This window comes from Mycobacterium sp. E787, assembly GCF_001668725.1.
Taxonomy (GTDB): domain Bacteria; phylum Actinomycetota; class Actinomycetes; order Mycobacteriales; family Mycobacteriaceae; genus Mycobacterium.
Genome location: NZ_LZKL01000111.1, coordinates 37,597 through 59,341, shown reverse-complemented (window position 1 = coordinate 59,341; position 21,745 = coordinate 37,597). Strand labels below are relative to the sequence as shown.

At 68.7% G+C, this 21,745-nt stretch carries 17 protein-coding genes; 11 read left to right on the top strand and 6 right to left on the bottom strand.

The window, feature by feature from the left end; genetic code table 11:
• The first annotated feature begins 80 nt into the window (after window positions 1-80).
• The 7 genes from A5705_RS21895 to A5705_RS21865 all read left to right on the top strand — a co-directional run bounded on the left by A5705_RS21895 (window position 81) and on the right by A5705_RS21865 (window position 11,170).
• Window positions 81-509, top strand: a complete 429-nt coding sequence (locus tag A5705_RS21895; protein WP_068280051.1) for a hypothetical protein — start codon at window positions 81-83, stop codon at window positions 507-509.
• Window positions 510-818: 309 nt separating this feature from the next.
• Entirely contained in the window at window positions 819-1,583 is a 765-nt protein-coding gene (gene ripD, locus A5705_RS21890) for an NlpC/P60 family peptidoglycan-binding protein RipD (protein WP_068280008.1), read from the top strand.
• A gap of 91 nt (window positions 1,584-1,674) precedes the next feature.
• Complete coding sequence (locus A5705_RS21885) at window positions 1,675-3,819, top strand: acyltransferase family protein (protein WP_068280004.1); 2,145 nt, start codon at window positions 1,675-1,677, stop codon at window positions 3,817-3,819.
• A 37-nt stretch (window positions 3,820-3,856) separates the two neighbouring features.
• The gene (gene glgX, locus A5705_RS21880) at window positions 3,857-6,067 is read left to right on the top strand and encodes a glycogen debranching protein GlgX (RefSeq protein ID WP_068280001.1); all 2,211 of its coding nucleotides are present in this window, start codon (window positions 3,857-3,859) and stop codon (window positions 6,065-6,067) included.
• A gap of 3 nt (window positions 6,068-6,070) precedes the next feature.
• Window positions 6,071-8,371: a malto-oligosyltrehalose synthase gene (treY, locus tag A5705_RS21875; protein ID WP_068280000.1), complete on the top strand. Its 2,301-nt coding sequence runs from the start codon at window positions 6,071-6,073 to the stop codon at window positions 8,369-8,371.
• Window positions 8,364-10,097, top strand: a complete 1,734-nt coding sequence (gene treZ / locus A5705_RS21870) for a malto-oligosyltrehalose trehalohydrolase (RefSeq protein WP_068279999.1) — start codon at window positions 8,364-8,366, stop codon at window positions 10,095-10,097. Before treY ends, treZ begins: the two co-directional genes overlap by 8 nt.
• 170 nt (window positions 10,098-10,267) lie before the next feature.
• Window positions 10,268-11,170, top strand: coding sequence for a class I SAM-dependent methyltransferase (locus tag A5705_RS21865; RefSeq protein WP_068279996.1), 903 nt, complete (start codon window positions 10,268-10,270; stop codon window positions 11,168-11,170).
• 6 nt (window positions 11,171-11,176) lie between these two features.
• Here A5705_RS21865 and A5705_RS21860 read toward each other — a convergent pair whose 3' ends face one another.
• Complete coding sequence (locus A5705_RS21860) at window positions 11,177-11,848, bottom strand: response regulator transcription factor (RefSeq protein ID WP_067882701.1); 672 nt, start codon at window positions 11,846-11,848, stop codon at window positions 11,177-11,179.
• Between the two features lie 92 nt (window positions 11,849-11,940).
• Between A5705_RS21860 and A5705_RS28255 the strand changes: the two genes are divergently transcribed.
• The 3 genes from A5705_RS28255 to A5705_RS21850 all read left to right on the top strand — a co-directional run bounded on the left by A5705_RS28255 (window position 11,941) and on the right by A5705_RS21850 (window position 14,494).
• Entirely contained in the window at window positions 11,941-12,096 is a 156-nt protein-coding gene (locus tag A5705_RS28255; RefSeq protein WP_169716619.1) for a DUF6131 family protein, read from the top strand.
• 83 nt (window positions 12,097-12,179) lie between these two features.
• Window positions 12,180-12,785 carry a mismatch-specific DNA-glycosylase gene (locus A5705_RS21855; protein WP_082956622.1) on the top strand — a complete coding sequence of 202 codons (606 nt, stop codon included), beginning with the start codon at window positions 12,180-12,182 and terminating at the stop codon, window positions 12,783-12,785.
• A gap of 239 nt (window positions 12,786-13,024) precedes the next feature.
• Window positions 13,025-14,494 carry a PecA family PE domain-processing aspartic protease gene (locus tag A5705_RS21850; protein ID WP_068279993.1) on the top strand — a complete coding sequence of 490 codons (1,470 nt, stop codon included), beginning with the start codon at window positions 13,025-13,027 and terminating at the stop codon, window positions 14,492-14,494.
• Window positions 14,495-14,503: 9 nt separating this feature from the next.
• On the opposite strand, the gene A5705_RS21845 is transcribed toward A5705_RS21850, so the two are convergent.
• Window positions 14,504-15,259: a DUF4239 domain-containing protein gene (locus A5705_RS21845; protein WP_068279990.1), complete on the bottom strand. Its 756-nt coding sequence runs from the start codon at window positions 15,257-15,259 to the stop codon at window positions 14,504-14,506.
• Window positions 15,260-15,441: 182 nt separating this feature from the next.
• Between A5705_RS21845 and A5705_RS21840 the strand changes: the two genes are divergently transcribed.
• The gene (locus A5705_RS21840; protein WP_068279988.1) at window positions 15,442-16,092 is read left to right on the top strand and encodes a pyridoxamine 5'-phosphate oxidase family protein; all 651 of its coding nucleotides are present in this window, start codon (window positions 15,442-15,444) and stop codon (window positions 16,090-16,092) included.
• A gap of 78 nt (window positions 16,093-16,170) precedes the next feature.
• Here the strand turns inward: A5705_RS21840 and ilvA are convergent, their stop codons facing one another.
• From ilvA to fadD11, 4 genes are read right to left on the bottom strand one after another with little or no spacing between them, the layout of a single operon-like run.
• On the bottom strand, window positions 16,171-17,451 hold the full coding sequence (gene ilvA / locus A5705_RS21835; protein ID WP_068279986.1) for a threonine ammonia-lyase: 1,281 nt from the start codon (window positions 17,449-17,451) through the stop codon (window positions 16,171-16,173).
• Window positions 17,452-17,485: 34 nt separating this feature from the next.
• A complete protein-coding gene (locus A5705_RS21830) occupies window positions 17,486-17,923 on the bottom strand; it encodes a nitroreductase family deazaflavin-dependent oxidoreductase (RefSeq protein WP_068280045.1) in 438 nt (145 codons plus the stop codon).
• A gap of 10 nt (window positions 17,924-17,933) precedes the next feature.
• Entirely contained in the window at window positions 17,934-19,880 is a 1,947-nt protein-coding gene (locus A5705_RS21825) for a lysophospholipid acyltransferase (protein WP_068279984.1), read from the bottom strand.
• Complete coding sequence (gene fadD11 / locus A5705_RS21820; RefSeq protein ID WP_068279982.1) at window positions 19,877-21,703, bottom strand: fatty acid--CoA ligase FadD11; 1,827 nt, start codon at window positions 21,701-21,703, stop codon at window positions 19,877-19,879. The genes A5705_RS21825 and fadD11 overlap by 4 nt, the downstream gene beginning before the upstream one ends.
• Between the last annotated feature and the right edge of the window lie 42 nt (window positions 21,704-21,745).

Here is a 21,745-nt window from a genome sequence, read left to right as displayed (position 1 = left end):
CGAGCGTAAAGCAGCCGGCTCGCACAATTCGCGGCCATCGGGGACCATCTAGGGCCATGGACCCCAATCCGGGTGACCGCATCGCCGTCCCGCCGACGCCCGACACGCGCGACGCGCCCGACCAGCCCGAGCAGCCAAGCCACGAGCCACCTCGGGTGCTGCGCCTGCGGATAGTCCCCTGGGACGTCATCTGCACCGTCTCGCTTTTGGTGCTGCTGGTGGTCCTGGCGACGGTTACGACGTGGCCGGCGCGGCTTTTCGGCTTCCTCGCGAACGTCTGCGTAGGGGAAGAATGCGGACCGGTCCCCTTCGGGGTCGACTACTACATCCGCCCGCTGGTGTGGGGCGGCATCGGCGCCGCGATCGCCGCGGCCGCGATCGGCCCGTTCGTTTCCCTCTTGAAGGGCTGGTACATGTCGTTCTGGCCCGTGCTGTCGTTAGCCCTCCTGGTGGTCGCCTCCGTGGCCGGCTCGATCCTGACCGCCTTCAGCGCGCGCTACTGGCTCTGAGCGGGCTGAGACCCAAATCACAACTGCGCGGGCCCGATTCGGCCCGCCAGTCACCGTCCGGTCACGTTCCGACAAAAAATCCCCTGTGGACCTCACCAGGTATTTTCCGCCCGCGAATTGTGTTGTAGAAGTGTCTGTAGTGACTGGTGTGAATCTGGACGGCTGAGCCGACCGGCTTTATACCAAGCGTCATGCAGCGGCGTCGGGCCCTGAGGGGGGAAGGCCCTCAACCTCGAAGCCGCCTGCACTAGCGGCCGACGCGCGAAGTCACCGCGACGGAGGCCCAGGACCCAAGAAGGTGGGATCCCAATGAAACGCATCTACGCTTTCGCGATCGGTGTCGCGATGCTGGTGGCCCCGGTGGTCACCGCCAGCATCGCGGCCGCCGACCCGGGCACCCGATCGATGGACTACCAACAGGCCACCGACGTCGTCGTCATGCGCGGCCTTTCGCAGCGCGGCGTGCCGTTCTCCTGGGCCGGCGGCGGTGTCACGGGCCCAACCCGCGGCAAGGGCACCGGCGCCATGACCGTCGGTTTTGACGCCTCGGGCCTCATGCAGTACGCCTACGCCGGCGCGGGCATCAAGCTGCCGCGCTCCTCCGGCGAGATGTACCGGCTCGGGCAGAAGGTCCTGCCCCAGCAAGCACAACGCGGCGACCTGATCTTCTACGGACCTGGTGGCACGCAGAGCGTCGCGATGTACCTCGGCAACAACCAGATGCTGGAGGTGGGTGACGTCGTCCAGGTGTCGCCGGTGCGCGCCAACGGCATGACGCCCTACCTGGTCCGTGTCCTGGGGACCCAGCAGACGCCGTTCCAGCAGGCGCCGGCGCAGCAGCTCCCCGCCCAGCAGGCACCGGTCCAGCAGGCGCCGGCGCAGCAAGCCCCGCTGCAGCAAGTGCCGACGCAACAGGCCCCGCTGCAGCAGGCTCCCGTCCAGCAGGCCCCGGTTCAGCAGGCCCCGGCCCAGCAGGTTCCGACGCAGCAGGCGCCGCTGCAGCAACTCCCCCTGCTGCAGCCGCCGACGCAGCAGGCGCCGGTGCAGCCGGCCCCGTACGGCATCACGCGGTAAACCCGCGCGCGGCACTCCCTGACGCGCCGGACACCCGCCACTCGCTCCCGTCGGGAGCGGGTGGCGGTTTTCGGTAAATTGGCGGTCAACCATGCCGACCCTGTCACCGAGCCGCCCACCGGTTGCCGCCGCGGAACCGGTGCCGGCGCGCGCCGGGGACTTCTACCGCTACGACCTCGACGGGTTGCGCGGCGTCGCCATCGCGCTCGTCGCCATGTTCCACATCTGGTTCGGCCGCGTTTCCGGCGGGGTGGACGTGTTCCTGGCGCTGTCCGGGTTCTTCTTCGGCGGCAAGATCCTGCGCGCCGCGCTCAACCCGGACCTCTCGCTGTCACCGGTCGCCGAGGTGGTGCGGTTGGTGCGCCGCCTGCTTCCCGCCCTGGTCGTGGTCTTGGCCGGCTGCGGCCTCCTGACCGTCCTGGTGCAACCGGAGACCCGCTGGGAAACGTTCGCCGATCAGAGCCTGGCCAGCCTGGGCTATTACCAGAACTGGGAGCTGGCCAACACCGAGTCCGACTACCTGCGGGCCGGCGAAGCGGTCACTCCCCTGCAGCACATCTGGTCCATGTCGGTGCAGGGGCAGTTCTACATCGCCTTCCTGTTGCTGGTCGCAGGCTGCGCCTACCTGTTCGGGCGCAGGTTGGGCACCAGGCTGCGGACCCTCTTCCTCGTCCTGCTCAGCGCGCTCACGGTGGCTTCGTTCGTCTACGCGATCGTCGCGCACCGGGACAACCAGGCGATCGCCTATTACGACAGCTTCGCCCGGGCCTGGGAGCTTCTCATCGGCGCGCTCGTCGGCGCCCTCGTGCCTCACGTGCGGTGGCCGATGTGGCTGCGCACCGTCGCCGCGACGGTCGCGCTGGCCGCGATCGTGTCGTGCGGGGCCCTGATCGACGGCGTCAAGGAATTCCCCGGCCCCTGGGCGCTGGTCCCCGTCGGGGCCACCATGCTGATGATCCTTGCCGGGGCCAACCTGCGGGCCGGCGCCGACGATCGCATGCCGCTTCCCAACCGGATGCTGGCGGCCGGCCCCCTGGTGGCGCTGGGCGCGATGGCCTACTCGCTGTACCTGTGGCACTGGCCGCTGCTCATCTTCTGGCTGTCCTACAGCGGCCACCGGCACGCCGGCTTCGTCGACGGCACTGTGGTGCTGCTGGTATCCGGAGTGCTGGCCTACCTGACCACGCGGCTCGTCGAGGACCCGCTGCGGTACCGGGCACCGGCCGCCGCCTCGCCGGCGACCATCCCCCTGTGGGTGCGCCTGCGCCGCCCGACGATGGCGCTGGGATCGATGGTGGTGCTGCTCGGCGTCACGCTCACCGCGACGTCGTTCAGCTGGCGTCAGCACGTCACGGTCCTGCGGGCGGCGGGCAAGGAACTCAGCGTGCTCAACCCGCAGGACTACCCCGGCGCGCGCGCCCTGACCGAACACGCGCGGGTGCCGGCGCTGCCGATGCGGCCCACCGTCCTGGAGATCAAGGACGACCTCCCGGTCTCGACCCGGGACGGCTGCATCAGCGACTTCGTCAACCCGACCGTCGTCAACTGCGCCTACGGCGATGTGGCCGCGACGCGCACCATCGCCCTGGCCGGCGGGTCGCACGCGGAGCACTGGCTGCCCGCGCTCGACCTGCTCGGCCACATGCATCACTTCAAAGTGGTCACCTATCTCAAGATGGGCTGCCCGCTGTCCACCGAGGAAGTGCCGCTGATCATGGGCAACAACGCCCCGTACATGCAGTGCCGTGAATGGGTGCAGCGGACGATGAACAAGCTGGTCGACGACCGGCCCGACTACGTGTTCACCACCACGACCCGCCCCTGGAACATCAAGGCCGGCGACGTGATGCCGGCGACCTACATCGGGATCTGGCAAACGTTGTCCGACAACAACATTCCGATCCTCGGTATGCGCGACACGCCCTGGCTGGTCAAGGACGGCAAACCTTTCGACCCCGCTGACTGCCTGGCCAAGAAGGGCGGCACCCCGCAGACCTGCGCGGTCAAACGCTCCGACGTGCTGTCCGATCGCAACCAGACCCTCGACTTCGTCGCCCAGTTCCCGCTGCTCAAGGTGCTCGACATGTCGGACGCGATCTGCCGCGCCGACGTCTGCCGGCCGGTCGAGGGAAACGTCCTGATCTACCACGGCGCCCACCACCTGTCGCCCACCTACGTGCGGACCATGACGGCCGAACTGGGCCGCCAGATCGGGCTCAGCACCGGTTGGTGGTAACCGGTCGCCACGCCGGACCCGCGGATAAGGTCATGTGATGCCGACGAACAATCCAGGCTCGCGAACTGGCACGGCGGCGCACGACGCCAACAGGCCCCAGCCCAGGCTCGCCACCGTGTGGCCGGGCACCCCTTATCCGCTCGGCGCCTCCTACGACGGCGCGGGAACCAACTTTTCGGTGTTCTCCGAGATCGCCGAACGTGTCGAACTGTGCCTGATCGACGACAACGGCAGCGAATCGCGGATCCCGCTTGACGAGGTGGACAGCTACGTCTGGCACGCTTACCTGCCGAACATCACCCCGGGTCAGCGCTACGGCTTTCGGGTGCACGGCCCCTTCGACCCCGCGGCGGGTCACCGGTGCGATCCGAGCAAGCTGCTGCTGGACCCGTACGGCAAGGCGTTCCACGGCGACTTCACCTTCGGCCAGGCGCTGTATTCCTACGACCTGACTGCGGTCGATCCGGACGGCCCCAACGCCGACGGGGCCGACCCGGGCATTCCCCCGATGGTGGACTCGCTCGGGCACACCATGACCAGCGTGGTGAGCAACCCGTTCTTCGACTGGGGGTCCGACCGCGCACCGCTCACCCCGTACCACGAGACCGTCATCTACGAGGCGCACGTCAAGGGCATGACGCAGACCCACCCCGGCATCCCCCAGGAGCTGCGGGGCACGTACGCCGGGCTGGCCCACCCGCTGATCATCGACCACCTCAAGTCGCTCAACGTCACCGCCATCGAGCTCATGCCCGTCCACCAGTTCCTGCACGACTCGCGCCTGCTGGACCTGGGGCTGCGAAACTACTGGGGCTACAACACCTTTGGCTTCTTCGCGCCGCACAACCAGTACGCGGCCAACCGCAATTCCAGCGTCGCCGAGTTCAAATGGATGGTCCGCACCTTTCACGAGGCCGGCATCGAGGTCATCCTCGACGTGGTCTACAACCACACCGCCGAAGGCAACCACCTCGGCCCGACGATCAACTTCCGCGGCATCGACAACGCCGCCTACTACCGGCTCGTCGACGACGATCTGCGCCTGTACAAGGACTACACCGGCACCGGCAACAGCCTCAACGCCCGCCATCCCCACGTGCTGCAGCTGATCATGGACTCGCTGCGCTACTGGGTGATCGAGATGCATGTGGACGGGTTCCGCTTCGACCTGGCGGCAACGCTGGCCCGCGAGCTGCACGACGTCGACCGGCTGAGCGCGTTCTTCGATCTGGTGCAGCAGGATCCGGTGATCAGCCAGGTGAAATTGATCGCCGAGCCGTGGGACGTCGGCGAGGGCGGCTACCAGGTCGGAAATTTCCCGGGTTTGTGGACCGAGTGGAACGGGAAGTATCGCGATACTGTGCGTGACTACTGGCGGGGGGAGCCCGCAACCCTGGGCGAGTTCGCGTCCCGGCTGACCGGGTCGTCGGACCTTTATGAGGCGACGGGCCGGCGACCCAGCGCCAGCATCAACTTCGTCACCGCCCACGACGGGTTCACGCTGGGCGACCTGGTCTCGTACAACGAGAAACACAACCTGGCCAACGGCGAGGACAACCGGGACGGAGAAAGCCACAACCGGTCGTGGAACTGCGGCGTCGAGGGGCCGACCGACGACCCCGAGATCCTGGAACTGCGTCGGCGCCAGATGCGCAACTTCTGGGCCACCCTGATGCTCAGCCAGGGCACGCCGATGATCGCCCACGGCGACGAGTTCGGGCGCACCCAGAACGGCAACAACAACGTCTATTGCCAGGACTCCGAATTGTCCTGGATGGACTGGTCTTTGGTCGACAAGAACGCGGACCTGCTGGCGTTCGCGCGCAAGGTGACCGCCCTGCGCAAGAACCACCCGGTGTTTCGCCGACGCCGCTTCTTCGAGGGCGAACCGATCCGCAGCGGCGACGAGGTCCGCGACATCGCCTGGCTGAACCCCAGTAGCCGCGAGATGACGCATGAGGACTGGGGTGAAAGCATCCACAAGTGCGTGGCGGTGTTTCTCAACGGCGACGCCATCACCGCGCCGAACGCCCGCGGGGAGCGGGTCGTCGACGACTCATTCCTGTTGTGCTTCAACGCCGGCGAAGAGCCGATCCAGTTTGTGATGCCCAAAGCCGACTATGCCCAGGAGTGGACCGTGGAGCTCGACACCAACGACCCCGTCGGTGACGCCGAGGCGGTGGTGAAGGCCGAGGAGAAGGTCTCGCTGCCCTCGCGCGCGCTGCTGGTACTTCGTAAGACCTTGTGACGCATGGCCTTACCAGTCCTCTCCACCTACCGGCTCCAGCTGCGTGGTGAGTCCAGCGGATTCGCGTTCACCTTCGCCGACGCCGAAAACCTGCTCGACTACCTCGACGACCTCGGGGTGAGCCACCTGTACCTGTCCCCGGTCCTGACGGCGGCGCGCGGGTCCAATCACGGCTACGACGTCACCGACCCCACCACGGTCTCGGAAGAGCTGGGCGGCCCCGACGGTCTGGCGCGGTTGTCCGCAGCGGCCCGCGAGCGCGGCATGGGCCTGATCATCGACATCGTCCCCAACCACGTCGGCATCGACGACCCGCGGCAGAACGCGTGGTGGTGGGACGTGCTGCGGCACGGCCGGGGCTCGCGGTACGCGTCGTTCTTCGACATCGACTGGGACCTCGACGAGGACGGCCGAATCGTGTTGCCGATCTTGGGTTCTGACGACGACGCGGCCGACCTGAAGGTCGACGGGGACCTGCTGCGACTGGGTGACCTGGCGCTACCCGTCGCGCCCGGCACCGGCGAGGGCACCGGCCCGGAAGTGCACGACCGTCAGCACTACCGGATGGTGGGCTGGCGAAACGGGGTGTGCGGCTATCGGCGCTTCTTCTCGATCACCTCGCTGGCCGGCCTGCGGCAGGAAGATCCCGCGGTGTTCGTCGCCAGCCACGCCGAGGTCGCGCGCTGGTTCGCCGAGGGGCTCGTCGACGGCGTGCGGATCGACCACCCCGACGGATTGTCCGATCCCTGCGGCTATTTGACCCGCTTGCGGGAGTTGGTCGGGCCGGACGCCTGGATCGTCATCGAGAAGATCCTGGCCGTCGACGAGGCGCTCGAACCGACACTGCCGGTGGGCGGTACCACCGGCTACGACGTGCTCCGCCAGGTCGGCGGCGTTTTCGTCGACCCGGCCGGCGAGGAGGCCCTGACCGAGCTCGTCGACTCGGCGGGGCTCGACTACGGCGCCATGCCGCAGTTGCTCGCCGAGCTCAAGACCCGCACCGCGACGGTGACGCTGGCCAGCGAGCTGGCCAGGCTGCGCCGATCAATCGCGGCCGCCGCCGGCACCGATCACCCGCTGCTGCCCGAGGCGGTCACCGCCCTGCTCACCCACATCGGCGTGTACCGCAGCGACTACCCGGGCCTGGTCGCGCTGCTGCCCACCGCAATGGCCGAAACACAAGCGGAGTCACCGGAATTGGGGCCGGCGCTGCAGGTGCTCGCGGCCGCACTGGCCCGCGGCGGCGAACCGGCCACCCGGCTGCAACAGCTCTGCGGCGCGGTCACGGCCAAGGCCGTCGAGGACTGCCTGTTCTACCGTGACGCCCGCCTGGTGTCGCTCAACGAGGTGGGCGGCGAGCCGCATCGTTTCGGCGTCGGCCTGGCCGAATTTCACCACAGTGCCGCCACTCGTGCCGGGTTGTGGCCGCACACGATGACGGCGCTGACCACCCACGACACCAAACGCGGCGAGGACGTGCGGGCCCGGATCGGCGTGCTGTCGCAGGTGCCGTCGCTGTGGACCGAGTTCCTCGCCCGCTGGGAGGTCGCGGCCCCCTCGCCCGATCCCGCAACCGGACAGTTCCTGTGGCAGAACATCTTCGGCGTCTGGCCGGTGAGCGGCCAGATCACCGACGAGCTGCGGGGGCGGCTGCACGCGTACGCCGAGAAGGCCATCCGCGAGGCGGCCTGGCACACCTCGTGGAACGACCCCGACGCCGCCTTCGAGGACGCCGTGCACCGCTGGCTGGACAGCGTGCTGGACGGCCCGGTGGCTGGCCAGCTGACCGAGCTGGTGGGCCAACTCAATTCCCACGCGGCGAGCGACGCGCTGGGCCAGAAGCTGCTCGCGCTGACGGTGCCGGGCATCCCGGACATCTATCAGGGCACCGAGCTGTGGGACGACAGCCTCGTCGACCCCGACAACCGCCGCGCCGTCGACTACGCCGCCCGCCGGGCCGCGCTGAAGGATTTGCACCATCCCAAGATCCGCGTCGTCACCACGGCGCTGCGGGTGCGGCGGTCCCGGCCCGAGACGTTCCTGCGCGGCGACCACGTTCCGGTGCTCGCCGACGGCGAGGCCGGTGACCACGTCGTGGCGTTTCGCCGCGGCGACGACGTCCTGGTCGCGGTGACCCGCTGGACCGTGCGGCTGGCCGAACGGGGTTGGGGCAACACCGTGCTGCCGCTGCCCGAGGGCACCTGGACCGACGCGCTCAACGGCGCCGTGGCCAGCGGGGCGACGTCGGCCGCCCAGCTGTTCTCGGACCTGCCCGTAGTGCTGCTGGAACGCCGGCATGACTGAGTTCTGGGTGTGGGCGCCCAAGCCCGCGCGGGTGCGGCTCGACGTCAACGGCACCGTGCACCCGATGACCCGCTCCGACGACGGCTGGTGGCACACCGACGTCGAGACCGCCCCGGACGCCCGGTACGGCTACCTGCTCGACGACGATCCCACCGTGCTGCCCGACCCCCGCTCGCCCCGCCAGCCCGACGGCGTGCACGCCCGCTCGCAGCTGTGGGATCCTGCCGCCGCGAGCTGGACCGACGGCGGCTGGCCGGGCCGGTCGGTGGAGGGCGCGGTGATCTACGAGTTGCACGTCGGAACCTTCACGCCCGCAGGCACTTTCGATGCCGCCATCGAGAAGCTGGACTACCTGGTTGACCTCGGCGTCGACTTCGTCGAGCTGATGCCGGTCAATTCCTTCGCCGGCACGCACGGCTGGGGCTACGACGGAGTGCTGTGGTACAGCGTGCACGAACCCTACGGCGGCCCCGACGGCTTGGTCCGGCTCGTCGACGCCTGCCACGCGCGCGGCCTGGGCGTGTTGATCGACGCGGTGTTCAACCACCTCGGGCCGTCGGGCAACTACCTGCCGCGGTTCGGTCCCTACCTGTCGTCGGCGAGCAACCCCTGGGGCGAGGGCATCAACATCGCCGACGCCGACTCCGACGAGGTGCGGCGCTACATCATCGGCTGCGCGCTGCGCTGGATGCGCGACTTCCACGCCGACGGCCTGCGGCTGGACGCCGTGCACGCGCTGGTGGACACCACGGCCATCCACGTCCTCGAGGAACTCGCCGGTGAAACCGACTCGCTCGCAAGCCGCCTCGGCCGCCCGCTGTCGCTGGTCGCCGAGAGCGACCTCAACGACCCGCGGCTGATCACCCCGCGCGAGTGCAACGGTTACGGGCTGACCGCGCAGTGGTCGGACGACATCCACCACTCCATCCACACCGCGGTGTCCGGCGAACGCCAGGGCTACTACGCCGACTTCGGCTCGCTGTCGGCGCTGGCGCAGACGCTGCGGCGCGGCTACTTTCACGCCGCCACCTATTCGTCGTTCCGGCGCCGCCGCCACGGGCGACCGCTGGACGCGTCGACGATTCCGGCCACCCGGCTGGTCGCCTACACCTGCACCCACGACCAGGTGGGCAACCGGGCGCTCGGGGATCGGCCGTCGCAGAACCTGACCGGCGGCCAGCTCGCGGTCAAGGCCGCCCTCACCCTCGGGTCGCCCTACACCGCAATGCTTTTCATGGGCGAGGAGTGGGGCGCCTCGACCCCGTTCCAATTCTTCAGCTCGCATCCCGAACCGGAGCTGGCGCGGGCCACCGCGGAGGGGCGCAAGGCAGAATTCGCCGAACACGGCTGGGACGCCGACGAGATCCCCGATCCCCAGGATCCGCAGACGTTTCTGCGGTCCAAACTGAACTGGGACGAGGTCGACTCCGGCGAGCACGCCCGACTGCTGCGCGTGTATCGGGAGCTGATCGCCCTGCGGCACAACGACGCCGACCTGGCCGACCCGTGGCTGGAGCACCTCGCCGTCGACTACGACGAAGAGCAGCGCTGGATCGTCCTGCACCGCGGGGCGTTGCGGATCGCGTGCAACCTGGCGGCGGAGCCGGTGACGGTGCCCGTCGCGGGCGACGTCGTCGTCGCCTGGGGGGAGCCGAAGGTCGCGGCCGACAGCACCGTGCTCGAAGGGCATTCGTTCGCCGTCCTCTCGGTGCGCGAGCAGACATAAAAGCCCCCAAAAACCGCCTATTTCGGGGGCTTTTGCGTCTGCTCGCCGTTCGAGAGGGCGCCGTTCGAGAGGGGCCCGTTCGAGAGGGGCCCGGCCGAGGGCGCGCGTACAGTGGAGCCATCACTTAAATGCACTAACTAGTACACCGTTGCGCGGAAAGGAACTCGCGGATGACCCGCACCGAGAACGACACCTGGGACCTGGCGTCCAGCGTCGGCGCGACCGCCACGGCCGTCGCCTCGTCGCGCGCGATGGCCTCCCAGGGCCCCGATCCCCTGCTTGACGACCCCTGGGCGGATCCGCTCGTGCGGGCGGTGGGCATCGACACGTTCGTCAAGCTGATCGACGGCGAGATCGGGCCCGGCGACGACGATCCGGTGCTGAACCGCCGGACCATGAACGAGCAGATCACCGTGCGCACCCGCTTCTTCGACGATTTCTTCACGCAGGCGACCGGCTCGGGCATCAGGCAGGCCGTCATCGTGGCGTCCGGGCTGGACACGCGGGCCTACCGGCTGGCGTGGCCGGCCGGCACGGTGGTGTACGAGATCGATCAACCGGCGGTCATCGACTTCAAGACGCGGACGCTGGCGGGCCTGGGCGCGGAGCCGACCGCGCAGCGCCGAACGGTCGCGATCGACCTGCGCGACGACTGGCCATCGGCGTTGGTGGCGGCCGGGTTCGACACCGGACAACCGACGGCGTGGAGCGCCGAGGGCCTCCTCCCGTATCTGCCGCCCGAGGCGCAGGACCGCCTGTTCGACAACATCGCCGCACTCTCGGCGCCCGGCAGCAGGATCGCGACCGAACACCTGGACCTGCGCAACGTCCCGTCGGACTGGGCGCAACGGCTGACCGAGCGGTCCCGCCGCATCGGCTCCAACATCAACCTCGCCGAGTTGTTCTACACCGGCGAGCGCAACACCGCCGCCGAGTACCTCATCGGGCACGGCTGGCGGGTGGACATCCGCACCACCGAGCAGGCCTACGCCGCCAACGGATTCCAGTTGCCCGACGACGAGCTGGCCGCCTTCGGTGGCGACTCCGGCTACCTGACGGCGACCCTGGACTAAGGCCGGCTAGGGCCCGCCGCGCCAGTGTTCGATGCGGTGATGGTCCGGAGTGAACCCGTGGTTCACGCCCCACAACACCGCCTGGGTGCGGCTGGCGACGCCCAGCTTGCGATAGATCGTGCGGATGTAGGACTTCACCGTGTTGGGGCTCAGGTACGTCAGCCGCGCGACGTCGGCGTTGCTCTTGCCCTGGGTGATCAACGCCAGGATCTCGGCCTCGCGGTCGCTGAGCCCCTCGCCGCGTCCGGGCCAGTCCAGTCCGGGCGCGCTGCGGGCGCGGGCGGCGACGTCACTGATGACCTGCTGCCCCGAGTGCACGGCCTCCAGCGCGGCGACCAGCTCGCGCGCGGGCAAGGTCTTGGACAGGTACCCGTGAGCGCCCTGGCGCCGCGCGCTGTCGACGAGGTCGGGATGAAAGTTCCAGGTATAGACCACAACTCGGTGCGCTCGGGGATTGGCAACCAAGACCGCGATCTCCTCATGGTCGGATTCGGGCTGCGCGAACGAGTCGTACAGGACGATGTCGACGGTGTCCTCGACGGGCATTGTGGAGTCGAGTTCCGCGATCACGATGCGGTCGCGGTAGGGATCGAGCATGTTGGCCACACCCTTCACGACGACGTCGTAGTCGTCGACCAGCGCGACCGTGATCGGCGCGCGAGAAGTTGGCGGTGGCATGTCGGCCAGATTACCTACCTAGGGGTGTATTGCTACCCCCCTTAAGGGTGTTCGACTTGGTAGGTCAGTCAGCACTGAAAGGGAGGCTCATCATGATCATTCTCGGCATCATCCTGCTGGTCGCGGGATTCCTGCTCAAGATCTCCATCCTGTGGACCATCGGGATCATCCTGCTAGTCATCGGTGCCATCCTGTGGATCCTCGGCTCCACCGGGCGTGCCGTCGCGGGCCGCAGGCACTGGTACTGATCGCGTCGGCGATCACCGATTGAGCGGATCGATCTCGGGCCCGCTCAATCGGTAGCGGTGACGCGCATTTGCAATACTGCGTTGTGGACAACGCCGCACCGGACGAAGTTCGATTCACCCGCGACGGGCTGAAACGTTTCGCCGGCAACACGCTGCCGGATTTGATATCCGATGGGGTCAGGCTGCTGTTCGTCGGGATCAATCCCGGGCTGAGAACCGTTGCGGTGCAGGCGCATTTCGCTCCCCGCGGCAATCGGTTCTGGCCGGCGCTCCACCGCGCCGGCATCACCGATCATCTGATCGACGCCTCGTCCGGCTTTGTTCCGGCCGACCGGGATTACCTGCTGCGTCGCGGAATCGGCATCACAAACCTGGTCGAGCGGGCGAGCGCGGGTGCCGACGAACTCACGGTCGCCGAATTGGTCGAGGGCCGACGGAAGCTGGACCGGACGGTCCGGAAGTACTCGCCGAAGGTGGTGGCCGTCCTGGGGATCACCGCCTTTCGCGACGCCTTCGGCGAGCGCCGGGCAAACCCGGGCAAACAGGTATCGCCCTATCCCGCAACGGAGCTGTGGGTGGTCCCCAACCCGAGCGGCCGCAACGCCCACGCTTCGTTGTCCGGCCTCGCCGCCGTCTACGGCGAAGTCGCCCGCGCCGCCGGCATCCCTACCCGCTTGGACGGCCGGTAGCCAGCGCGGCGCCGATGCAGTACCGCGAGTTCGTCGAGCGGTTACTCGGCGTTTGACGAGCGGTCACCCGCCGGTCCCAGATCGGCGAGTCGCACGATGCTGTCGAAGCCCTTGTGGCAGAGGCGAAAACCTATTGGCCGTGTGGCCGTGACCCGGCTAGAGTTGGCCTTGCCGATTCGTCGATGTGACGAGGGGCTCCCGAATCGGCATGACGAAGGTCATGACGGTTGGGAGGTCTGATGTCGTTAGCGATCGTGGCGCCGGCGGAGTTGGCGCTGGCCGCAGCCGATGTGGACCAGGTGGGTTCGGCGGTGGGCGCGGCGAACGCGGCCGCGGCGGCACGCACGACGGGCGTGGTGGCCGCGGCCGAGGACGAGGTGTCGGCGGCGATCGCGGCGCGATTTTCCGCGCATGGACAGTGGTTTCAGGCCCTCAGCGCGCGGGCGGCGGATATTAACCAGAAGTTTGTCCAGGCGTTGACCGGGGCCGCGGAGTCGTATGGCGGCGCGGAGGCCGCGAACGCCTCGTCGTTGCAGACCATCGAGCAAGATCTTCTCAACGCGCTCAACGGAACCAGCCAGGCGCTCACCGGGCGTCCGCTGACCGGCAACGGCGCAAACGGGTACACCAACTCGAACGGTGTGGGGACGCCCGGCGGCCCCGGCGGGTGGTTGTCCGGTAACGGCGGCAACGGCGGCAACAGCACCTTCGGCGGGGCGGCCGGCGGTGCCGGCGGCCCCGCAGGTCTGGTCGGCAACGGCGGCAAGGGTGGCACCAGCGGACCCGGCGGGGTGGGTGGCGCAGGAGGACGCGGCGGGTGGCTGTCGGGCACCCCCGGCACTGGCGGCGCAAGCACCCCGTTGCCGCCGAACGATATTGTGCTGCAGGTAGATTCACTGGGGCGCCCGCTGGTGAATGTCTCCGTCAACGGTGGGCCGACGGCGCCGGTGGTGTTCGATGCCGGATCGACCGGTCTGCTGCTACCGCCTCAAGACGTCGACATATCGAAACTCGGCCCGATCACGGGGCCGCCACGTTACATGACATACGGCGACAACCACACTGACTTCAAGACGGTCTACTTCAACGAATATCAAGCAACGGTGGACTTCGGCAATGGCATTGCGACCTCGCCGATCACCATCGGCGTGATGACTTCCGCCACCCAGACGACGAACGGCACGACGACAGCCCTCCCGCTCTCGTCCCTGCCTGGCGTGCTGGGCGTCGGGCCGAATAATGGCTCTCCCTTCCCCCAACCTGTCACCGAGGCGCTGTCGGGCAACCTCAGTCAGGGCGAGCTCATCAACCAACCGGCAGGCCTGGTGGAGTTCGGCGCCAACCCGCTGCCGCCCGTCGTTACGCTTTCCGGAGCGCCGGGGACCGCCGGCCTCCAGGTACAAATCGGCAACGGGCAACCGCAAGCGATGTCCCTCTCGTTCATCGACTCCGGCGGCAAGGGCGGCTCCGTCCCGCAATCTTTGGTGCCGAACCTCCAGGCCGGCGACACCCTGCCGGCGGGAACCACCCTCACGGTCTACACCAGCACCGGTCAGGAGCTGTACACGGAAACGGTTGGCGGGGCCTACACCCCCGAAGTCGGGGAGCCCACCAGCTCGTTCAACAGCGGCAATTATCCGTTCTCCTTGGGCCCGATCTACATCTCCAACAGCCCCAACGGTGTCGGAACGACGATCTTCGATTTCTGATCTCATCGATCAGGTGGCGTGGTCGATGACGTCGAACACCTTGAGCGCGTGTCGAAACGACGCGGACGTGACGTCGCCACCGGACGGGTGGTCGAGGGTGAAGACGATCCAGAGCAGCAGGCCGAGCAGGGTCGCGATGGTACTCATCAGGGCCGCGTGAGCGGCCCTGCTGCCGATGCGCAGAATCGCGGTCAGGGTGGTGAGGACGATCGCGCCCGCGATCAATCCTGCCCATAGCGGCGCCGGTATGTGGGGCTGGGTTTCGATGCGGCGCATGGTGCGGTGCGATGCCAGCTCGGTCAGCTCGCTGAGAAATGCGCCGTTGACGGGGTTCGACGCGACGCCCGGTGGCTGATCGCCCACCACGCGGTATATCTGGACGAGCGTGGTGTGGGCGGCGTTGCGGGGCTGCTGGTCCCACTCCGCGCCTTCGTCCGTCGTGTAGGTGCGCAGCAACGCCCTCAGCTGCCGCTGCTGCGGCTCGGGCATGGCGGCGGTCTGCCGGTAGAGCGTGGTGAGCGAAGTTGCTTCGGCGACGACGACGGCCCTGGCGGCGGAGTACTGCTGCCAGGAAACCACGACGGTGAAGCCGAGCAAAGCGCCGTACACAAGCCCGATGACCGAGAGATACGGCGAGATCGTCGAGTTGTGTTCCGCGCCGACTCCCGGCATGAGGCGGTCCGTTATCGACCCGCAGCTGAGCGCCAGGGCAATTGCGACGGCGACGATCGAACACAGCAGGAGCCAAGGATCAAATCCGCTCATGGATTTCCCCGTCGTGTGAAGGCGTTCGCGCGTCGAGATGGATGAGTGTTCTGGCCACGGGCAGCCTAACGCTCTCCCCGAATGCCGGCCCCCGCTCGGCTCGTAGTGAGCGGTCTCAGTTGTAAAATCCGTGAGTGATCGCGGTGACCCCGCCCCGACACCAACCGGCTAGAGGCAATCGAGTGGACACCGGATACCAACCCACACATCGCACCACGCCGACCCGCTACCGGGAGCGTGCGCGCTACGACCGCGACACGGTGCACGGCATCCTGGACGAGGCCCTGATCTGCCACCTGGGCTACCTGAGCGACGGCCGACCCGTCGTGTTGCCCACCACGCACGTCCGCCTCGGTGAGACCCTCTATCTGCACGGATCGACCGGGGGCGGCCCGATGCTCGCCGCCCGGGCCGCGCCGGGGGGCCTGTCGGTCTGCGTCACCGCGACCCTCGTCGACGGGCTGGTGCTGGCCCGCTCGGCCATGCATCACTCGGTGAACTTCCGCTCGGTGGTCGTGCTGGGCGACGCGCGCGTGGTCGACGATCCCGCCGAGAAGCTCACCGCGCTGCGTGGCCTGCTCGACCACATCAGGCCCGGCCGAGCCGACGACTGCCGGGCGCCCGACGCCCGCGAACTGGCCGCGACCGGGGTGCTCGCCGTCGACCTCGTCGAGGCCTCGGCCAAGCTGCGCACCGGCGGCCCCGTCGACGATCCGGAGGACACCGCATTGCCGCACTGGGCCGGCGTGGTGCCACTGAGCCTGACGGCCGGGACGCCGGTGCCGGCCGACGACCTGGAGTCCGCCACCCCGCTGCCCGCCTACCTGCAGTAGCCGCGAGCGTGCGTGTCGGTACGGCGACACGCCGTAAAACCTATACAACTGCGCACCCTCGCGGGCCAAACGCCGCGCCTACAGCAGGTAGCGGTAGGCCGGCGAACCCGGCTCGAGGGCCTCGACGTGGATCTCCGTCGCCCGCATCCGCGCCATCAGCCCGTCCAGGCCCGCCGCCGAGCCCAGCTCGATGCCGACCAGCGCCTCGCCGGTCTCGCGGTTGTTGCGCTTGACGTACTCGAACAGGGTGATGTCGTCGTTGGGCCCGAGCACCTCGTCGAGGAAGCGGCGCAGCGCGCCCGGCTCCTGCGGGAAGTCCACCAGGAAGTAGTGCTTGAGCCCGAGGTGCACCAGCGAGCGCTCCAGCACCTCGCCGTACCGCGACACGTCGTTGTTCCCGCCCGAGATAAGGCACACCACGGTCGATCCGGGCTCGACGTTGGCCTCCAGCAGGCCCGCGACCGACAGCGCCCCCGCCGGCTCGGCGATGATGCCCTCGTTCTGGTACAGGTCGAGCATCGCGGTGCACACCGCCCCCTCGTCGACCGTGGTGATCGACACCATGTCGCCGGCGGCGGCGAGCGCGGCGTAGGTCAGGGTTCCCGCCCGGCGCACTGCGGCGCCGTCGACGAACTGGTCGACGTAGTCCAGCGTGACCGGCTCGCCGGCCGCCAGCGCCGCCATCATCGCCGCCGCGCCGGCCGGCTCGATGCCCAGGACCGCGGTGCTGGTCGTGCGCTCGGCCAGGTAGGTGGTGATGCCGGCGATGCAACCGCCGCCGCCCACCGGGACGACGACCAGGTCCGGCTCGGCCTCGAGCTGGTCGAGCAGCTCGACGGCGATGGTGCCCTGGCCGGCCATGGTGCGCAGGTCGTCGTACGGCGGGACCAGCGTGGCGCCGGTGCGTTCGACGTCGGCGAGCGCGGCCTCGGCGGCGAGGTCGTAGGTCGACCCTCCCACGATCAGCTCGATGAACTCCCCGCCGTGGTAGCGGATCCGGTCGCGCTTCTGCTTGGGCGTCTTGGCCGGCACGTAGACCCGGCCGTGCACTCCCAGCGCCCGGCAGGCGAACGCGAAGCCCTGCGCGTGGTTGCCGGCCGACGAGCACACCACGCCGGCGGCCAGCTCGTCGCCGGACAGCTGCACCAGCAGGTTGTAGGCGCCGCGCAGCTTGTAGGAGCGCACCACCTGCAGGTCTTCGCGCTTGAGGTAGACCTGCGCGCCGGTGATCGCCGACAGCCGATCGCTCGGCTGCAGCGGGGTGGGCGCGACCACCGGGGCGATCCGCTGCGCCGCGGCTTCGATGTCGGCCGCGGACAGCGGCGACCGGCTCGGGCTCTGGCTCAGTTCAGCGGACACCGATCAATGGTCCCATGCCGGCCGGCCGGAAAAGTCAGCCGACCGGCGTCAGGACGAACACCGGGATCTGACGGTCGGTCTTCGTCTGGTAGTCGGCGTAGTCGGGAAAGGCCTCGACGGCGCGCTCCCACCAGGCGGCCTTCTCGTCGCCGAACACCTCGCGGGCATCGTAGTCGCGGGTGACGCTCCCGTCCTGCAGCTCGACGCGCGGGTTCTTCTTGACGTTGTGGTACCAGACCGGGTGCTTCGGGGCGCCGCCGAGCGACGCGACGATCGCGTATTCGCCGTTGTGCTCGACGCGCATGAGCGGGGTTTTGCGGAGCTTTCCGGTCTTGGCGCCGACGGTGGTCAGCACGATGATGGGCTTCCCCTTCATGTCGGCGGCCTCGGTTCCCCCGGACTCGGCGTACTTGTCGGCCTGGTCGCGGGAAAATTCCCAGGGGCTGGGCGCGTATTCACCTGTCAGCGGCATGCTTCCCACCTTAAGGCGTGCCGCGGCGGGCGGAGGACGGGTCGCAGCTGGACAGCACGACCCGCCGGGCGAGCTCCGCGATGGTGTTGACGCGCCTGATGGCGGTGGCGATCTCGTCGGCGAAGTCGCGTCGCCGCTGGGCGATGTCCGGACGCTCGAACGCGTCCACCAGCTCGCGGTGCCGCGCCAGGCGCAGCGCGGTTTTGAACAGTTCCAACGACCTCGACTCCGCGTTGGCGATCCGGCGCTGCAGCTCCCATTGCTTGCCCACCTCGAGGCACTCGGCGAGAAACTCGTCCTCGTCGAACGATTCGTCCTCGAGGGCGGCCAGCCGGTCGGCGACGACGTGGTAGGCGTCCAGGAACGGCCGCAACACCAGGTGCGCCAGCAGCAGGTCGGTCTTTTCCAGCAGCCCGCGCACATCGGCCGCCGGGACGGCCCGGGTGGTGTCTTCCACCCGCCCGATCAGGCGCACCTCGTCGGCGAGTTCCTTCTCGAACTGCGCGCGCGCCGAGAACAAGAACTCGAACTTCAGCAGCTCGCGCAGGCTCAGCGCCTCGTCGCGCACGGTCGTCGGTAACACCAGGCGGTCCACGGAATTTTCGGCGTCTTCGATGGCGGCCAGCAGCGCGGTCTCGGCGATGGCGCGATCGACCAGGATGTGGATCGCGGTGTTGCGGTAGAACGCCGCTACCAGGTGCTGGTCGGCGCCGATCCCCCAAACCGGTTCGGTGCCGGCGTCATAGACGTTGACCACGCCCGACGCGACGAGCTGATGCAGCGTCCAGCGGATCGTCGAGCGGTTCGTCAGGTCGGCGGCGCCGGCCACGGTCCAGTTGCGCGCCGCGATGTAGCTCGCCAGCGGGCGCACCGTGGCCAGCACCTCGCTGATCGAGAGCGAGCGGTCGGCGCCCAGCAGCGCGAGGCTCACCACCGCGGTCGGGGTGACGGGGGTGGCGCGGTTGATCCGGTGCTCGACGTCCAGCGCGATGCGTTCGATCTCGGTGCCCGTGCCGGGCGCCGATGTATCCGAGGTGCGCAGTTCCTCGAGGCGCTTGCGCAGCGGCAGCGGTTCGCCGAAGTCCAGGTAGGCGCGGCCCAGCCGCTCGCCCTGTTGTCGCGCCAGCCGGATCAGGAACCGGAAGTCCTCGGGCCGCTTGGCGGCGCCGTAGGCCTCGGTGGTCATCGCCTCCACCTCGTGCAGCTGGTCGTACACGATGGAGGTCGGCACCAAATAGACTTCGGGACCGTCGATTTCGTCGACCGCGTCGCTGATGTAGCGCAGGATCCCGTACACCGGGGGCCGCAGCTTGCCGGTGCGGGTCCGGCCCCCCTCGATCGACCAGGTGAGGTTGGCGTGGTTTTGCACCAGCTGGGCGGCGTAGGCGCGCAACACGAAACGGTAGACGGGAATGTCCTTGGTCTGGCGCCGGATGAAGATGGTCCCGGTGCGCTTGGCCCAGGCGCCCATCGGGAAGAAGTTCAGGTTGGCGCCGCCGAACGTGAGCGCCGGCGAGAGCCGGTTGGCCTGAATCGCCTCGGGCAACAGCAGCCCGTCCAGGTAGGAGCGGTGCGAGAAGGCAAACGCCAGCGTGGCTTTGCGATCCAGCCGGCGCAGCTGGGCGATCTGGTCCTCGTCGACCAGGATGTCGTAGGCCCGCATCAGCCAACAAGAAAAGCTGCGCCACGCCTTCACCGCCCGCTCGTCGAGCGACGGCGCCATCTCCCGCAGGTAGCCCGCGGCCTCGGCGCGCACGTCGTCGGGGTCGCGGCCGAGCTCGTGGGCCAACGTGGCCAGCCGCTCGTCGTACCACGGCGCCGCCAAGAGCTCGACGACCTCGTCCGGGTCGGTCGGCAACGGCGTCCTCGACTCGTCGACGATCCCCGTGCGCTGCAGCAACTTTCGCACACCGGCGCGACCGATCTCGCGCGCCGTTCCCCCCGGTCCCCCGCTCATGCCGGCTGCACCGTTGCGGCCGCGGACGGCTCGTGCACCTCGGGATGGCGATCGCCTGAATAGAGTTCCTCGATCTCGCCGGCGTACTTCGCCATGATCGGCTTGCGCTTCAGCTTCATCGTCAGCGTGATCTCGTCCCCACCGGGTTCCCACACCGTCGGCAGCACCCGGAACCGCTTGATCTGTTCCACCCGCGACAGTTTCGCGTTGCCCTCGGCAACCCCGGCGGCGATCTTGGCGATCACCTCGGGGTGGTTCGCCAGCGCCGCGGGGGACGCCTCGGACAGGCCGTGCTGGGCCGCGTACGGGCCGACCGATTCGGCGTCGAAGACCATCAGCGCCGCGTTGTACGGCCGCCCGTCGCCGATCGTCATCATGACGCCGACCATCGGGCAGGCGGCCAGGATGGTGTTCTCGATGTTGGCCGGCGACATGTTCTTTCCGGCCGCGTTGATGATCAACTCCTTCTTGCGGTCGACCACCTTCAGATAGCCGTCGGCGTCGACCTCGAGGATGTCGCCGGTGTGCAACCAGCCGTCGGCATCGATCGCCTCCGCGGTCTTGGCCGGCTCCCTGCGGTAGCCCTTCATCACCAGCGGACCGCGCACCAGGAACTCGCCGTCCTCGGCGACCTTGCCCTCCAGCCCGGGCAGCAATTTCCCGACGGTGCCCAGCCGCGCGTCCCGGGGATGGCTCACGCTGGCCACGCAACTCAGCTCCGACATCCCCCACACCTCGGCGATCGGAATGCCGATCCCGAGGAAAAACGCCAGCGTCTCCCGGGGGATCGGGGCCGCACCGGACACCGCCCAGCGCAGTTCGCCGAACCCTAGCCGCTCGCGCAGCTTGGACAGAACCAACTCGTCGGCCTGCGCCCATTCGGCGGCCAGGTCGTCGGGCATCGGCTCACCGGCCACCAGGGCGGCGGCTTTCTTGCCGGCCACCGACATCGCCCACTGCAACGCCTGCCGCTTGACCTCGTCCGGCTCGTGGCCGACGGCGAATTCGATTGCGGCCTTGAGCTTCTCCCACACCCGAGGCACCGCACCCCACACCGTGGGCCGCACGTCCGGCAGCGCGGCGGCGATGGCACGCGCGTCGGACACCACTGTGACCTGGGTGCCGAACACCTCCAGGCCGTACAAGCCCATCACCCGGTCGGCGATGTGTGCCGTCGGCAGGAAGGATGTCACGCGGTCACCGAACTGCATCGGTAGGACGGCGTCGAGGGCGAACGCCTCGAACAGCAGGTTGGCATGCGTCATCTCCACCCCCTTGGGGTTGCCGGTGGTCCCGGAGGTGTAGATGAGCGTGACGACGTCGTCGGGCCGCACCGCCCGCCACGTGGACTCGAAGTCGAAACCGGCTGGCGCGGCGGCATGCAGGTCGTCCACCGAGCTGGTTCCGGGCGGCGCGCCGTCGATGCAGACGATGTGCTCGATCGGCGCACCGCTGGCGCGGATGCGGTCCACGTACTGCTCCTCGCAGATCGCCACCTTGGTGCCGGCGTTGTCGAAGAGGTAGGTCAGCTGCTCGGCGGGCAGGGTGTTGTAGACCGAAAACGAAGTGGCGCCCAGGTGCTGGGCGCCGATCTCGAACGGGTAGAACTCGATCCGGTTGGCCATCATCAGCGACACCGTGTCGCCCCGCCCCACGCCGAGCCCCGCGAGGCCCGCGGCGGCCTTGCGCACCTGCTCGGCGAGCTCTCGCCACGTCATCGTCTGGGCGCCGCCGGGAGTACGCAGCGCGACGGCGGCCGGCTCGATCGCCGCCGTGCGCTGGAACGCCTCGCACAAGGTGGCCGGACGGTCGGGTGTCGTCATTTACGTCCTCCTCGACGCCGGGTCAGCATTGCCCCTCGTGAG